The organism is Sphingomonas sp., assembly GCF_026460985.1.
Classification (GTDB): Bacteria; Pseudomonadota; Alphaproteobacteria; order Sphingomonadales; family Sphingomonadaceae; genus Sphingomonas.
The window spans coordinates 20,011-34,676 of record NZ_JAPKNM010000084.1 but is presented as its reverse complement, the minus strand read 5'-3'; the positions used below and the strand labels follow the sequence as shown (position 1 = coordinate 34,676).

Here is a 14,666-nt window from a genome sequence, read left to right as displayed (position 1 = left end):
CCTCCCTTGCAGGGAGGGGAGTTAGTGTTAAGTGCCACACGCATGCAGTCCGCCCCCCTCACGCTCTACAACTCGCTCACCCGCAGCCTCGAGCCCTTCGCGCCGCTCGACCCCGCAAAGGGCGTCCGCATCTATTCCTGTGGCCCCACCGTCTACAATTACGCCCATCTCGGGAACCTGCGCGCCTATGTCTTCACCGATACGCTGAGCCGCGTGCTGACCTGGAAGGGCTATGCGCTCACCCATGTCATCAACATCACCGATGTCGGCCATCTGACCAGCGACGCCGATGCCGGCGACGACAAGATGGAGGCCGCCGCAAAGGCCCAGGCGAAGAGCATCTGGGATATCGCCGCGCATTATACCCAGGCGTTCAAGCAGAACATCGCGGACCTCAACATCCGCCAGCCCAGCCGCTGGTCGGTCGCCACCGATCATATCGAGGAGATGCTCGACTTCGCGAAGAAGATCGCACCCGGGCATTGCTACGAGCTCGATAGCGGCCTCTATTTCGACACCAGCACCGTCGCCGATTACGGCCGCCTCGCCGGCACCCAGGACGATGTCCGCGAGGGCCGGATCGATCCGGTTGCCGGCAAGCGCCACCCCCAGGACTTCGCGATCTGGCGCAAGTCGCCCCCGGGCGAGCAGCGCCAGATGGAATGGGACAGCCCCTGGGGCAAGGGCGCGCCCGGCTGGCACCTCGAATGCTCGGTGATGAGCCTCAAATATCTCGGCGCGCCCTTCGACATCCATACCGGCGGGATCGATCACCGCGAGATCCACCACCCCAACGAGATCGCGCAGAACCAGGCCTTTTGCGGCTGCAACGACAGCGGCGCGCATTTCTGGATGCACAACAACTTCCTGGTCGATCGCCAGGGCAAGATGTCGAAGTCGAAGGGCGGCTTCACCACGCTCCAGTCGCTGATCGACGCGGGCGTCCACCCCCTCGCCTATCGCCTGCTCTGCCTCCAGGCGCAGTATCGCAGCGAGCTGGAGTTCAGCGCCGAGAACCTCGCGGCGGCGCTGACGCGGCTGAAGCGGCTGGTGATGACGGTCACGGCGCTCAAGGCGAAGGCCGAGGGTGAAGGCACCGCTCCCCAGCCTTGGCTCGCGCGTCTCGACGAGGCGGTGTCGGACGATCTCAACACGCCCAAGGCGCTGCCGATCCTCGACGAACTGCTCGCCGAGAAGAAGCTGCCGCCCGCCGATCGCCTCGCCGCGCTCGCCGAATTCGACAAGGTGCTCGGCCTCAACCTGCTGTCGCTCACCCGCGAAGAGCTCCGCGTCCGCCCGGCAAGCGCCACGCTCACCCCGGATGAGATCCACGACCGCCTGGTCGAACGCCAGCAGGCCCGCGTGGTGAAGGACTTCCAGCGCTCCGACACGATCCGCGACGAGCTCGCGGCGGCCGGCGTCGAAGTCATGGACGGCGATCCGCTAGGCTGGGACTGGAAGCCGGCGCTTTAGATCTTCGCGCATCTTTTGCCGTCACCCCCGCGAAAGCGGGGGCCCATCTCGGAGAGAGGCCACAGGCAATCACGGCTGTTTCGCATGCGGAGCGTGCGGGAGATGGGCCCCCGCTTTCGCGGGGGTGACGGGATTGTGGGGAAACGGACTCACCCCCCCTTGCATCCCCACCCCCGCTTTCGCCAAAAGCGGCACATCAACACGGGGTAAGTTCAATGCGGGGACAAGTACTGGGCGTCGATCGCACCAGCGGCGAGGGCCAGATTTCGGGCGAGGACGGCCATCGCTACACCTTCAGGCCGGGCGACTGGAGCGATTCCAAGGGCCCAGCAGTCGGTGCGCGGATCGATTTCGCCACCGAGGGCACGCGCGCGGTTCGCATCTTCCGCCTGCCCGATTCGGACGTCGCGTCCGTCGCCTATCGCCAGCCGCCCGCCAACGATCGCAACAAGATCGTCGCGGCCCTGCTCGCCTTCTTCCTCGGCGTGCTCGGCATCCACCGCTTCTATCTCGGCCGCAACGGCACGGGCATATTGATGCTCGTCCTCTCCGCCACGATCGTCGGGCTTGTCGTCACCGGCATCTGGGCGTTCATCGACACGATCCGCTACCTGGTCATGTCCGACGCCGAGTTCGAGCACCGCTACGCGCGCCGCTAGGCCGATGAAGGTCCTGCTCCCCGCGCTCGCCCGGCCGTTGGTCGAGCCGCATCTGCCGGCGGGGCTCGACGTCCACTGGTTCATGGGCCCCGAAGAGGCGCGCGCGCTCGCCGCGGACGCCGACATCGCCTGGCTCGACCACAACAGTCCGCCGGTCTGGGCGGAGAACGTTGCCGCCGGCATCCGGCTCCAATGGCTCTCGACCATCTATGCCGGGCTCGATCCGCTCGACAAGGCGCAGCTCCGCGCGCGCGGCACGCGCGTCACCAACGGCAGCGGCGTCAACGCCCACACCGTCGCCGAATATGCGGTGATGGGCGCGCTGGTCGCCGCCAAGCGCTACGACCAGGTCGTCCGCGCCGCCGACCGCCACGAATGGCCGCTCGACGCGCCGGGCAAGCTCGAGCTGTTCGAGACCGATGCGCTCGTGATCGGCTACGGCACGATCGGCCGGCTGATCGGTGAGCGGCTTACCGGGTTCGGCGTGACCGTCACCGGCGTCACCCGCACCGGCGCGCCCGGCACGATATCGTCGGACGCATGGCGCGATCGCCTAGGCGAATTCGACTGGGTCTTCCTCGCCGCCCCCGCCACGCCCGAGAGCCGCGCGATGATCGGCACGGCCGAGCTCCAGGCGATGAAGCCCTCGGCCTGGATCGTCAATGTCGGCCGCGGCGAGTTGATCGACCAGGACGCGCTGATCGAGGCGGTCACCAAGCGCCGCATCGCCGGCGCCTTCCTCGACACGGTCACCCCCGAGCCGCTTCCGCCCGAGCATCCCTTGTGGACGACGCCCAACATCCTCCACTCGATGCACCTCTCGGGCCGCAGCCAGACCCGCATGTTCGTCCGCGCCGCCCAGCTGTTCGTGCGGAATCTTCACGCCTTCCTGGAGGGCCAGCCGCTCGAGAACGAGGTGGATCTGGAAGCGGGGTACTGAATCGTCATCCCGGCGAAAGCCGGGACCTCAGGCCGCAAGCGCGACGCACGCGATCCCGGCCTCCGCCGGGATGACGTTTATCCGGCCGCTTGCCTCACCGCGAACAGCCGGTCCCAGAACTCGTCCTTGAGCAGATATTCCATCGTCCGCCCATCGCTGCGATCGTCGGGGCAGCCCGCCTGGTAGGAGAAGGTCCGCGACGCCAGCTCGTCGCTCACCTCGCGCGCGAAGTCGGGTCCCAGCCGCCGCGTCAGCACCACCAGCATCGCCCGCGCCGCCTCGGATCCCCAGAGCGAGCGCGGGTCCGGGACATATTCCGAATCCCCCGCTTCCTGCTCGGCTTCCTCCTCTAGCGTGAATTCGCGGTCGAGTTCGTCGTCGAGAGCGTGCATGTCGTTCATGGCCGTCTCCTTCGCCGGCACCAACGCGAAGCCACAGGATTTCGCTCCCTTTACCCCGTCCGGGTAATTTTCCGCTTGCCAGCATTTACCCAGCAGGGGTAAGGCGCCCGCATCATGACGACTCTCGCAGGTTCCAAGATCCGCCGCTTCCGCGAGGAACGCGCCCTTTCCCGCGCCGCTTTCGGCGCCTGGTTCGACACCCCCGGCTCCACCGTGCAGGGCTGGGAGGAGGACGGCAAGCGCGCCTCGCCCGCGGTGCTCAACCAGATCGCCGCCAACGGCATCGCGCATCATCAGGACTGGTACGTCCATGTCCGCAACCTGGAGCAAGACATGGGCTGGACCCCTGACAACTGGACCCATGCCGAGGCGCGCCAGCTCCCGACTTACCCCGATCAGGCCGCGCTGAACGCCGCGACCACCCAGCTGTCGAACTTCCCCCCGCTCGTCTTCGCGGGCGAGGCGCGCGAGCTCACCACCGAGCTCGCCCGCGTCTCGCGCGGCGAGGCCTTCCTGCTCCAGGGCGGCGACTGCGCCGAGAGCTTCGCCGAGTTCCACCCCAACAACATCCGTGACACCTTCCGCGTCATCCTCCAGATGGCGGTGGTGCTCACCTTCGCGTCGAAGCTCCCCACGGTGAAGCTCGGCCGCATGGCCGGCCAGTTCGCCAAGCCGCGCAGCGCCGACACCGAGACGATCAACGGCGTCGAGCTTCCGTCGTACCGCGGCGACAATGTCAACGACATCGCCTTCACGCCCCAGGCGCGCATCCCCGACCCGCAACGCATGGTGCAGGGCTATTCGCAGTCCGCCGCGACGCTCAACCTGCTGCGCGCCTTCGCGACCGGCGGCTACGCCAATCTCCACCAGGTCCACAAATGGACGCTCGACTTCATGGGCCGCAGCCCCTGGTCGAAGAAGTTCGCCGACGTGGCCGACCGCATCGGCGAGTCGCTCGATTTCATGGAGGCGTGCGGGATCAACCCCGACACCGTCCCCCAGTTGAAGGGCACCCAATTCTACACCAGCCACGAGGCCCTGCTCCTCCCCTATGAGCAGGCGCTCACCCGGCAGGACAGCCTCACCGGCGACTGGTACGACACCAGCGCGCATTTCCTGTGGATCGGCGACCGCACCCGCTTCGAGGGCAGCGCGCATGTCGAGTTCCTGCGCGGCATCGGCAATCCGATCGGGATGAAGTGCGGCCCCAGCCTAGAGCCCGACGCGCTGCTGCGCCTGCTCGACACGCTCAACCCCGCGCGCGTCCCCGGCCGCATGACCCTGATCACCCGCTACGGCCACGACAAGATCGAGAAGGGCCTCCCCGCGCTCGTCCGCGCGGTCAAGCGCGAGGGGCATCCGGTGGTGTGGAGCTGCGACCCGATGCACGGCAACGTCGTCAAGGCCGCCAACGGCTACAAGACCCGCCCCTTCGAGCGCATCCTGGCCGAAGTCCGCGGCTTCTTCGCCGTCCACCGCGCCGAAGGCAGTTTCGCCGGCGGCATCCACGCCGAGATGACCGGCCAGAACGTCACCGAATGCACCGGCGGCGCGATCGACGTCACCGAGCAGTCGCTGGCGGACCGCTACCACACGCATTGCGACCCACGGCTGAACGCGGGGCAGAGCCTCGAGCTGGCGTTCCTGCTGGCGGAGATGCTCAATGCGGAGATGGCGGAGCGGCGGAAGGCGGCCTGAACTACTGCGCCCTCACCGCCCCAGCGCCGCCCGTACTGCCGCCCAGTCGACCAGTTTGAAGTTCTGCGCGCCGCCATCGTTGACGTCGTCCTGCACCGCGATCAGGCCCTTGGCGAACGGGCCGATCGGGCCCGACCAGGCGTCGAGGCCGTCGGTGCCGCTGACTGCGTCGACCCCGCCCTTCGCGGTCACGCGGAAGCGGCCGAGATAGCGTTCGGCGCCCGGCGCGCCGTCGACCTTCCACACCGCGAAGGCGCTGTCGCCCTGGCTCGAGACGATCAGGAAGGTCTCGCCGCCGTCGCGCAGCAGGGTCGCGCCCTCGACATCGGCGACCAGCCGGCCGTCGCCCACGCCCGCGAGCAGGGTGCGCGTGCCCGGCGCGCCGTCGAGCGGGTAGCGCCACACGCCCTTCAGTTCCTCGCCGATGAACAGGGTCGCGCTGGCATCGTCGATCGTGCAGCCCTCGGACTGCGATCCCACCGCGTAGCGGCGGCGCTCGGTGCCGGTGATCGTCGTGCCGTCGTCGGCCAGGGCATATTCGCGAACCTGGCCGTCCTTGCCGATCAGCACCGCGACCAGCGTGCCGTGGATCCGGCCCATGCAGAAGCCATAGGGCTCGGCGAGGTCGGACTTGACGAAGCCCGCGGGGCGGAGCTCGCCCTGGCCGGCAAAGCGCCACAGCGCCACGCCCATCCGCCCGCGGTCCGAGGCGCCTGCGACGAATCCGTCGCCCTGCCCGCGCAGGTCGACATTGTTGAGCAGCCCCTCGGGAAGGAACTGGAGCGATTCGCCGGTGAGCGCGAAGACGTAGAGCCCGGCTTTCTTGTCGGTGCCGAGCACGATCCCGTCCTGCGCCTTGCCCGCGAAGGAGACGCGGCCCGAGGCGCCGGTCCAGATCGCCGGATCGTCCGCGGCGTCGGCCATTTGTGTCGCAACCGCAACGGTTTCGCCCGCGGCAGGGACCTCGACGGTAGGTGCCGAGGGGGCGGTCGCGACCTGCGCGGGCTGCGTCGCGCAGCCGCACAACGGTAACAAAAATGTCGCCAGAACGCCTTCGAACCTTCCCCGCATTTTCACATCCATCCTGTTGAGCCCCCTGGGAGCGGGAGCCGGGTCGGCCTCTCGGTTGCAAGGGGAATATGACATGAATGTTTCGCGCCTGTTGGGCGGGGCGGCGCTCGCCGTGCTCGCGACCAGCCTCATGCCTGCCGCCGCCCTGGCGCAGACCGAAAGCGCCCAGCCCGTCGCAGAGGACGAGGCGTCGGCCGGCGTCGAGCAGCGCGCCAACGAGATCATCGTCACCGGCGAGATCGCCTTCCGCAACCGCACCAATGATCCCAACCCGGTGCTCTCTTACGACTTGGAATATTTCCAGCGCTTCGAGCCCGTCTCGGTCGGCGAGATGCTCAAGCGCGTGCCGGGGGCAACCTTCACCTCGGACGTGCTCGAATATGACCAGGTCCAGTTCCGCGGCCTGCCCGGCGGCTTCACCAACGTGCTGATCAACGGCCGCCGCGCGCCCGGCGGCGCGGCCGACGGCAGCTTCTTCGTCGATCGCATTCCCGCCGAACTGGTCGAGCGGATCGAGATCGTCCGCGCGCCGCGCCCCGACCAGCCGAGCGACGGCATCGCCGGCACGCTCAACGTCGTCACCAAGGAAGCGACCTCGTTCGAGGGCGGCTTCGGCAAGGTCGGCGCATTGCTCAACACGCGCGACGGCGTGTTCCGCCCCTCCGCGGCGGCGGCCTTTGCGGGCAAGATCGGCGATCGCACCGATTATTGGGTGGCGCTCAACTATCAGCGCCGGCGCAACCCCAAGGAGAAGGTCTCGTACCGCTTCGACGACGTGCCGGTGACCGAGGACAAGCGCTTCCCCGGCGATCCGGCGGCGAGCAATTTCGTCACCGACCCCGAGTTCAACAATTTCGAGGCGCAGAGCGACACGCGCGACGGCACCGACCTGTCGGGCAGCGCCGAGCTCAGCACCGAGATCGGCGACGGCGGCCGCCTGCGCATCAACGGCTTCTTCGTCGATACCGACCGCGACGAGGACGAGCAGTCGATCACGCTCGACGGCGCCGACCTCGAGTTCGACGACGTCGAGGTCCAGCAGGAGCGGATCAGCCAGCAGACCTATGCGATCACCGCCGACGCGCGCATCCCGCTGGGCGGGTTCGAGCTCGGCCTCGCCGGCGGCTGGAACCGCTATGACGAGCACACCGACACCACGGTGCTCGAGGGCGACAACGAGGACGATCTCACCGATCTGGAGATCGACGAGGTCAGCGCGATCGACATCAAGGACGACGAGTACAGCGCCACTCTGTTCGGCGCGTTCGACGCGGGCGATCTCAAGATCAAGCTGGGCTCGGACTTCCTGTGGAAGACCCGCGACGGCCTCAACGACGGCTTCGTGAGCGACATCTTCCGCATCCGCGAGGACCGCTATTCGCCGTACATCCGCCTCACCTACGACATCGGCTCGTCCGTCACGATCGACGGCGGCGCGCGCTATGAGATCGTCGACCGCAAGGTGACCGCGACCACCGCCTCGGGCGGCTATGACAATGCGATCCTCAATCCCTCGCTCAACCTGCGCTGGTCGCCGACGGGCACCGACCAGTTCCGCGCCTCGGTCGCGCGGACGATCCGGCGGCCGGACTATGACCTGCTCTCGCCGATCGAATTCGACGAGACGCCGGGCGACGACGACACCACCACGGGCAATCCGAACCTGCGCAACCAGAGCGCCTGGGGCGTCGATGTCGGTTATGAGCGCCGCCTGGGCGGCAACGGCATCGCGGGGATCAACTTCTTCTACCGCGACATCACCGACCTGATCGAGCTCGTCGCCTTCGCCGACAACGGCCCCGGCCAGGATTTCCGCCCGCAGAATATCGGCGACGGCCAGGCCTGGGGCTTCGAGTTCGACCTCTCGGCGCCGCTCACCGTGATCGGCCTGCCCGATACCGGAATCTTCGCCAACTATACCTATCTCGACAGCAAGACGACCGATCCGTTCACCGGCGAGAAGCGCCGCTTCAACGGCCAGCCGCACCATGTCTACAATATCGGCTTCATCCAGACGGTGCGCGCGGCGGACGTCAGCTTCGGCGCGACCATCTCGGGCCGCTCCAAGTCGCTCGAGTCGAACTTCGACGAGACCGTCGAGCTGCGCTACGATCCCGATCTCGAGGCCTTTGTCGAGAAGCGCTTCGGCAAGCACTTCGTGTTGCGCGTCTCGGCACAGAACCTGCTCGATCGGGTGAAGTACGAGGACTTCCGCAAATATGACGGCGACTCGATCGAGGAGATTCTCGAGAACCGCGCCGCGGGCGACCTCGACGAGTATGAGATCGAGCGCGAGCATTCGGGCCCGCTGGTCCAGTTCACCCTGCGCGCGGCGTTCTGAGCGACGGGGCGGGAGCGTCGCGGCGACGCTCCCGCCCTTTCACCGCTGGAACGGCAGGGCCGGCAACGCCACCCGGCCCTCCACCGGCTGGCCGGCGAGGAAGCGGCGCAGCAGAGCACGGAGATCCGCGCTGCCGAACAGGCTGAACTGGTGCGCCCCGTTCTCCACCACGACCACCCGGCCGTTCGACAGCGTCGTCGCGATCTCCTCTGCGTTCGCGACCGGCGTCCGAACGTCGAGGTCTCCGACGATCAGCAGCACCGGGACGGCGCTGCGCACCGGTGCCCGGAAGGCGTCGGGCAGCGGGCGGATCCCCCAGGCGGCCGCCAGTTCCATCCCCGGAAAGTTCATCGCATTGCCGAGCAGTTCGGTGCGCGCCTCGCGCGCGATCCGTGCGCGGCGTGCCGGGCTCGCGCCCGAGGAGAGGTCCATGGCGTGCTTCATCGCGGACTGGACGCCCATCCGCGTGCGAGCCGCTAGCGCCAGCTGCGCCATGGTCCGATAGTCCCCGGCCGCCATCCGCCGGAATGCCGCCGGCAGCCCGGCCAGCGCGCGCGGGTCGCCGATCGCCTGGGCGACGACGAGCTGCACGTCGAACTTGCCGAGCATGATCCCCCGTTCCACGCGCGTCGCCGGGTCCACGACCGGAACCGAGACCGGCGCACGGGAGAGTTCGCCCAGCACCTTGCGCATATCGTCGAGCAGCCCGGGCGCGCCGGCACGCCCGGCGATCCGGGCCAGGACAGCGTCGACCTCCGCCGGGGACTTCCATGTGTGATCGGGACCTTCGGGGCTCACCAGGATCACGCGCTCGACGCTCTCGGGATGCCGGCGCAGCGTCGCCAGCGCCAGATGCGAGCCATAGCTGCGGCCCCACAGGACCAGCTTGCCATAGCCGAAGGCGCGCCGCACCGCCTCGACATCGTCGGCGCTCTCCTCGCTGTTATACGCCTGGAGATCCACGCCCTCCCTCCTGAGCCGTTGCGCCTCGCGACGCACCGCCGCCTCGATCGTCGGCAACCACGCCTCGGGCGACCCCGGCCGGTCGAGCGGCAGCGCGTAGCGGACTTTCGAAGCGAGGTTCGGGAGCGACGCGCCGGTCCCGCGCTGGTCGATCCCGATCACGTCGCCGTCCATCAGTGCGAACCATGAAGCGCCGCCCTGCCGCGCCAGGCTGAGCACTTCGTCGACGCCGGAATCGCCAGGCCCTCCGGCGAGGAGGGCGTGCACCTTCCCTGAAGCGTGCCCCTCGCGCCGCACGCGCACCACGGCGAGGTCGATCGAGCCTCCAGATGCGGCGCCTGTCCTTCGTTCTGGAACGCGGACGACCGCCCGGGTAACCATGAAAGCGGTCCCGTCATCGGCGGTCATCGTCCGCTCCTCGACGGTTCGCATCTGCGCGGCGGCGGGGCCGGACAACGCCGTCAGGAGCAGGGCGCAGGCCCCGGCGAACAGCTGATGGAAGATGCCACACGTCATTGGGCTACCCCCGAAAGGCGCGCCTCCAGCGCGGCGCGGCGCAACTGGAGCATCGCCAGATCGCGCTTCGCCCGTGCCAGCAGCGCGATCGCGGCGGCGACCAGGGCAATGCCCAGCCCGGCCGCGAGCCAGGCTGCAGCCGCTCCTGTGGCGGCGCCGATCGCAGCAGCGCCCAGCGTGAACACCATGGTGGCGGCGAAGGCGATCCGGCCCGCGACCACGCGATGGTTGAACAGCAGCGTCCGGCGGGCGGCGAGCACCCATGCGGCATAGGCTGCCCAGCTGATATTGATCGCCAGCAATACGGCCAGTCCCGCCATGGTCCGCGCCGGCAGGCCATCCTCGGTAGCCAGAAGCGAGGCCAGCGCCACGCTCATGCCCGTAGCGACCAGAAACAGCGCCAGATGCCCGACCCGGGAGTGGAACGAGACCTGCGCCCTGGCGAGCAGCAAGGCCGCGTCCGGGGTCGCCGAAGTCGTTTCAACCTTCATCGTCCGTTCCTTTCAGCATCGACTGGCGAAGCATTCCGCGCGCCCTGAACAACCGCGATTTCACGGTCCCGACCGGTACGGCCTGGATCTCGGCGATCTGGAGCAGCGACAATTCCTCGAGATAGAAGAGCGTGAGCGTCTCCCGCTCCACGACCGGCAGGAGCTCCAACCCGTCGTCGAGCCGGTCGAAGAGCGGTTCGGCCGGGTCGGGCATCGCGTCCCCCGGCACCTCGGCAATGCCGTCCAGCGCCTCGCGCTCGGCATAGCGGCCCCGCAGCCGGTCCATCACGACATGATGCGCGACCCCGAACAGCCAGGCACGCAGCCTGGCACCGTCGCGCAGCCGGGCGATGCCGCGCAGCGCCCGGATCCACACCTCCTGCGCCACATCGTCGGCGACGTCCGCACCGGCGATGCGCTGGACATGGCGCAGCAGCGGCCCCGACCAGGTCCGCACGAGCTCCTCGAACGCCTCGGGCTCGCCCAATTGGCAGCGCACCACCAGCAGTTCGTCGCGCAGCAGGCCCGCGGGATCGGTCGATTTGCTCAATTCTGCCCTCCGTCTCGCACCCTAGTCGCGAAAAGACGGAAAAGGTTCACGCGCCTTTCTTCGTCGCTTGCCGAATCGATATTTCGAGAATAATAGAAATATTCAAGCAACGGAGATACGGCCATGAAGCGCCTTCACCTGCATGTCAGCGTGCCGGACATCGAACCGGCCATCGCCTTCTATTCCACCCTGTTCGACGCCCCGCCCTCGGTCGTGAAGCACGATTATGCGAAGTGGATGCTCGAGGATCCGCGCGTCAATCTCGCCATATCGTCCCGGGCACGGGCGACCGGGATCGACCATGTCGGCGTCCAGGTCGACAGTGCCCGCGAGCTCGCCGAACTCGCCACGCGCCTGAAGGCCGCGGGCTCGACGACCTTCGATCAGGAGGCGACGACCTGCTGCTATGCCAGGTCGGACAAGTCCTGGGTGACGGACACCGCGGGCGTTCGCTGGGAGACCTTCTTCACGCATGGCGAGGCGACCGCCTATGGTGAGGACGAAGTGCTCCCCGCGCCCGCAAAGGCGGCGTGCTGCTGATGCAGCTTCCCACCGCCGTCGAGGCGCTGTCCGCGCTTGCCCATGCCAGCCGCCTTGCCGTGTTCCGCCTGCTGGTGCGGGCGGGCGCCGAGGGCATGGCGGCGGGCGACATCGCGCGCGAGATCGGGGCGCTGCCCAACACCTTGTCGACGCATCTGACGATCCTCGGCCATGCCGGGCTGGTCCGGTCCCGCCGCGAGGGACGATCGATCATCTATTCGGCCGATTATGATCGCATGCGCGACCTGCTAGGCTTCCTCGTCGCCGACTGCTGCGCCGGGCGCCCCGAGATATGCGGCTCGCTCGGCGAGCTGGCTACCGACGCGGGTTGCTGCCCGTGACGCTGTCGCGGCGGATCATTGCCGAGTTCGTGGGCACGGCGATGCTGCTCGCGATCGTCGTCGGCTCGGGCATCATGGGCGAACGCCTCGCCGCCGGTAACGACGCGGTCGCGTTGCTCGGCAACACGATCGCGACGGGCGCCGGGCTCGTCGTCCTCATCCACATGTTCGGCCCCGTCTCCGGCGCGCACTTCAACCCCGTGGTGACGCTGGCGGTCCTGCTGAGGCGCGGAACGACGGCACGCGTCGCGATGCTCTACCTCGCCGCCCAACTGGCCGGCGCGATCCTCGGCGTTTGGGCCGCGCATGCGATGTTCGCCGAACCGATCCTGCAGATCTCGGGCAAGGCGCGCGACGGCCTGTCCCAGGGGTTCGCCGAAAGCGTCGCCACCTTCGGCCTGATCGGTACGATCCTCAGCACGCAGCGCAGCCGGCCCGAATTCACCCCCCAGGCGGTCGGGCTCTACATCACTGCCGCTTATTGGTTCACCGCGTCGACGTCCTTCGCCAATCCGGCGGTGACGATCGCGCGCAGCCTGTCGGACAGCTTCGCCGGGATCGCGCCCGCTTCGATCGCCGTCTTCATCGCGGGACAGCTGGTCGGCATGCTCGCGGCGACCCTGTTCTTCGGCTGGCTCCTGAGAGAGGAAAGCCCATCATGACCGACCCATTCCCGATCACCGTCTATCACAACCCCGATTGCGGTACGTCGCGCAACGCGCTCGCGATGATCGAGGCGGCCGGATACGCGCCGACGATCGTCGAGTATCGCAAGGCCGGCTGGACGCGTGCCCAGCTCGACGCGCTGCTCGCCGCGATGGGCGCTAAGCCCCGCGACGTCCTGCGCGAGAAGGGCGCGCCCGCCGCCGAGCTCGGACTGCTCGATCCGTCGGTCCCGGACGAAGCGATCCTCGAGGCGATGGTCGAGCATCCGATCCTGGTGAACCGGCCGATCGTGGTGACGCCGACCGGCACGAAGCTATGCCGTCCCTCCGAAGCGGTGCTCGCGCTTCTGGATCGCAAGCCCGCCGAGTTCACCAAGGAAGACGGCGAGATCGTGCGGCCATAGCGCCCTCGAATCTGCAACAAAGCGAAACACAGATGTAACGCTAGGCGTCCAGTGCCGCTCGGCCGGCGCAGGGTCCCCTCCTTCCGCGCCGGTTCTCCCCGAACTACGGGGCGGCTCCGGCCGCCCCATTTTTTCCGCTTCATTCGGGCCGGTGGCACACCGCCTCGATGTTGGTGCCGTCGGGATCGAGCACGAACGCGCCGTAATAATCGGGATGGTAATGCGCGCGGATGCCCGGGGCGCCATGGTCGGTGCCGCCCGCCGCCAGCGCCGCCGCGTGGAAGGCGTCGACCTGCGCCCGGCTCGCAGCGGTGAAGGCGATGTGCGTGCCCTGCCCGACGCGCTCATTGTCGCCGATCCAGAAGAAGGGCTTGCCGTCCTTGCCGTAACCGATCGCGGTGCCGCCCGCCTCGGTCTGCTCGGGCGTCACGCGCATCAGCTCGGCGATCCCCAGCGGGGCGAGCGCGGCGTCGTAAAAGGCGCTGGAGCGGGCGAGGTCCGAAACCGCGAAACCGACATGGTCGAGCATGGTCGTCACTCCTTTCAGGGAAACAGGTCCACCACCTCGGCGCCCTCGCCCTCGGCGGCGAGCAGCAGGGTGCGGTGGCAATGCACGGGGTTGCGCTCGAAGCAGAGCAAGGCGCTCGGCTTCTCCTCGGCGAGCGCGCGCATCTTCGCGGCCTCGGCCTGCGCCTCGGGCAGTTCGAGCTGGCCCGCATACACCGCCTTCAGTGTCGCGACGTCGCCCTTCTTGGCCGCGTCGCGCCCCGGCTTGGGGGTGCCGAGATTCTTGAGGAGGACATAGTCGATCCCGGCATCCTTCAGGCTCGCCGCGAGGATGTTCTTCGAGAATCCCGGGCGCCGCGACAGCGGTACCGCGCGCACGTCGATCACCCGCTCGACGCCCGCCTGCCGCAACGTCGCGATGAACTCGTCCATCGTCGTCGCCTCGTAGCCGATGGTGAAGATCTTCATGTCCGGTCCCTGCCGAGAGTGGTCACCACGCCCCAGGCGATCAACGCCTGTCCGGCGAAATAGGTCGGCCAGATGAGCAGCCCGGGCAGGTCCGATGCGGCAAGCGGCCCCAGCCGGGCGAAGATGAGGAGGTCGGAGAAGACGAACAAGGCGGCGCCGTTACCGACGGTGAAGGGCGAGAAGCGGCTGATCGCGGCGGTGCCGAACATCGCCCCCAGCCCCGCCGCGTACAGCGCGATCCCCGGCGCCGCGTTGCGGTCGGCGGGCAACCACCAGGCGAGCGCGGTCACCGCCACGGCGATGACCGCAGCCTGCCACAAGGGCTTCTCGCGATTGCGCAGATACAGCACGGCCGCGACGACATGCCCGGCGAGAAAGGCCAGCGCCCCCACGGTCAGCCCATGCGTCTCGAGCAGCACGTCGCCGGTCGCGCCCATCGCCAGCGCCGCCGCGATCAGCCAGCCGTCGGTGCTCCGTGCCAGCAGCGCCGCCCAGAGCGCGAGCAGCCCGACCCCGGCGCCCTTCCACACCGGGTCGAACGCCGGCGAGACGGGGAACCAGTGCGTGGCGTAATAGCTGCCCCCGGCGATCAGCGCCGCGAGGAAGACCGGCAAGGCAGTGGGTCTCTCCATGCCGCC

Annotated in this window: 17 protein-coding genes; 9 read left to right on the top strand and 8 right to left on the bottom strand. The window is 68.4% G+C overall.

Annotated elements, in window-relative coordinates; genetic code table 11:
* Nucleotides 1-42: 42 nt before the first annotated feature.
* The 3 genes from cysS to MT490_RS14040 all read left to right on the top strand — a co-directional run bounded on the left by cysS (nucleotide 43) and on the right by MT490_RS14040 (nucleotide 3,072).
* Entirely contained in the window at nucleotides 43-1,473 is a 1,431-nt protein-coding gene (cysS, locus tag MT490_RS14050; protein ID WP_297388861.1) for a cysteine--tRNA ligase, read from the top strand.
* Nucleotides 1,474-1,688: 215 nt separating this feature from the next.
* Complete coding sequence (locus MT490_RS14045) at nucleotides 1,689-2,132, top strand: TM2 domain-containing protein (RefSeq protein WP_297388858.1); 444 nt, start codon at nucleotides 1,689-1,691, stop codon at nucleotides 2,130-2,132.
* A 4-nt stretch (nucleotides 2,133-2,136) separates the two neighbouring features.
* Nucleotides 2,137-3,072, top strand: coding sequence for an NAD(P)-dependent oxidoreductase (locus MT490_RS14040; RefSeq protein WP_297388856.1), 936 nt, complete (start codon nucleotides 2,137-2,139; stop codon nucleotides 3,070-3,072).
* Between the two features lie 77 nt (nucleotides 3,073-3,149).
* Here the strand turns inward: MT490_RS14040 and MT490_RS14035 are convergent, their stop codons facing one another.
* Nucleotides 3,150-3,473, bottom strand: coding sequence for a hypothetical protein (locus tag MT490_RS14035; protein ID WP_297388853.1), 324 nt, complete (start codon nucleotides 3,471-3,473; stop codon nucleotides 3,150-3,152).
* A 333-nt stretch (nucleotides 3,474-3,806) separates the two neighbouring features.
* Between MT490_RS14035 and MT490_RS14030 the strand changes: the two genes are divergently transcribed.
* Nucleotides 3,807-5,171, top strand: a complete 1,365-nt coding sequence (locus MT490_RS14030; RefSeq protein WP_297388868.1) for a class II 3-deoxy-7-phosphoheptulonate synthase — start codon at nucleotides 3,807-3,809, stop codon at nucleotides 5,169-5,171.
* Nucleotides 5,172-5,183: 12 nt separating this feature from the next.
* Here MT490_RS14030 and MT490_RS14025 read toward each other — a convergent pair whose 3' ends face one another.
* Complete coding sequence (locus tag MT490_RS14025) at nucleotides 5,184-6,242, bottom strand: phytase (protein ID WP_297388850.1); 1,059 nt, start codon at nucleotides 6,240-6,242, stop codon at nucleotides 5,184-5,186.
* A 73-nt stretch (nucleotides 6,243-6,315) separates the two neighbouring features.
* Here MT490_RS14025 and MT490_RS14020 point away from each other — a divergent pair, with 73 nt between their 5' ends.
* Nucleotides 6,316-8,583, top strand: coding sequence for a TonB-dependent receptor (locus MT490_RS14020; RefSeq protein WP_297388847.1), 2,268 nt, complete (start codon nucleotides 6,316-6,318; stop codon nucleotides 8,581-8,583).
* Nucleotides 8,584-8,622: 39 nt separating this feature from the next.
* Here MT490_RS14020 and MT490_RS14015 read toward each other — a convergent pair whose 3' ends face one another.
* The 3 genes from MT490_RS14015 to MT490_RS14005 are packed head-to-tail and all read right to left on the bottom strand — an operon-like array spanning nucleotide 8,623 to nucleotide 11,103.
* Nucleotides 8,623-10,062 (bottom strand): alpha/beta hydrolase, encoded by a 1,440-nt coding sequence (locus tag MT490_RS14015; protein WP_297388844.1) that lies wholly within the window; start codon nucleotides 10,060-10,062, stop codon nucleotides 8,623-8,625.
* Complete coding sequence (locus MT490_RS14010) at nucleotides 10,059-10,553, bottom strand: hypothetical protein (protein ID WP_297388841.1); 495 nt, start codon at nucleotides 10,551-10,553, stop codon at nucleotides 10,059-10,061. The genes MT490_RS14015 and MT490_RS14010 overlap by 4 nt, the downstream gene beginning before the upstream one ends.
* Nucleotides 10,543-11,103 carry an RNA polymerase sigma factor gene (locus MT490_RS14005; RefSeq protein WP_297388838.1) on the bottom strand — a complete coding sequence of 187 codons (561 nt, stop codon included), beginning with the start codon at nucleotides 11,101-11,103 and terminating at the stop codon, nucleotides 10,543-10,545. The genes MT490_RS14010 and MT490_RS14005 overlap by 11 nt, the downstream gene beginning before the upstream one ends.
* A 123-nt stretch (nucleotides 11,104-11,226) precedes the next feature.
* Between MT490_RS14005 and MT490_RS14000 the strand changes: the two genes are divergently transcribed.
* Genes MT490_RS14000 through arsC form a run of 4 tightly spaced genes read left to right on the top strand, consistent with a single transcriptional unit; the run spans nucleotide 11,227 to nucleotide 13,053 of the window.
* Nucleotides 11,227-11,643: an ArsI/CadI family heavy metal resistance metalloenzyme gene (locus MT490_RS14000; protein ID WP_297388835.1), complete on the top strand. Its 417-nt coding sequence runs from the start codon at nucleotides 11,227-11,229 to the stop codon at nucleotides 11,641-11,643.
* The gene (locus tag MT490_RS13995) at nucleotides 11,643-11,984 is read left to right on the top strand and encodes a metalloregulator ArsR/SmtB family transcription factor (protein ID WP_297388833.1); all 342 of its coding nucleotides are present in this window, start codon (nucleotides 11,643-11,645) and stop codon (nucleotides 11,982-11,984) included. Before MT490_RS14000 ends, MT490_RS13995 begins: the two co-directional genes overlap by 1 nt.
* The gene (locus MT490_RS13990; RefSeq protein WP_363321752.1) at nucleotides 11,972-12,646 is read left to right on the top strand and encodes an MIP/aquaporin family protein; all 675 of its coding nucleotides are present in this window, start codon (nucleotides 11,972-11,974) and stop codon (nucleotides 12,644-12,646) included. Before MT490_RS13995 ends, MT490_RS13990 begins: the two co-directional genes overlap by 13 nt.
* Nucleotides 12,643-13,053: an arsenate reductase (glutaredoxin) gene (gene arsC / locus MT490_RS13985; RefSeq protein WP_297388831.1), complete on the top strand. Its 411-nt coding sequence runs from the start codon at nucleotides 12,643-12,645 to the stop codon at nucleotides 13,051-13,053. The genes MT490_RS13990 and arsC overlap by 4 nt, the downstream gene beginning before the upstream one ends.
* Nucleotides 13,054-13,192: 139 nt before the next feature.
* Here the strand turns inward: arsC and MT490_RS13980 are convergent, their stop codons facing one another.
* The 3 genes from MT490_RS13980 to MT490_RS13970 are packed head-to-tail and all read right to left on the bottom strand — an operon-like array spanning nucleotide 13,193 to nucleotide 14,660.
* The gene (locus MT490_RS13980; protein ID WP_297388829.1) at nucleotides 13,193-13,582 is read right to left on the bottom strand and encodes a VOC family protein; all 390 of its coding nucleotides are present in this window, start codon (nucleotides 13,580-13,582) and stop codon (nucleotides 13,193-13,195) included.
* 14 nt (nucleotides 13,583-13,596) lie between these two features.
* Nucleotides 13,597-14,028, bottom strand: coding sequence for a DUF488 domain-containing protein (locus MT490_RS13975; protein ID WP_297388827.1), 432 nt, complete (start codon nucleotides 14,026-14,028; stop codon nucleotides 13,597-13,599).
* Entirely contained in the window at nucleotides 14,025-14,660 is a 636-nt protein-coding gene (locus MT490_RS13970) for a lysoplasmalogenase family protein (protein ID WP_297388825.1), read from the bottom strand. Before MT490_RS13970 ends, MT490_RS13975 begins: the two co-directional genes overlap by 4 nt.
* Nucleotides 14,661-14,666 lie beyond the last annotated feature (6 nt).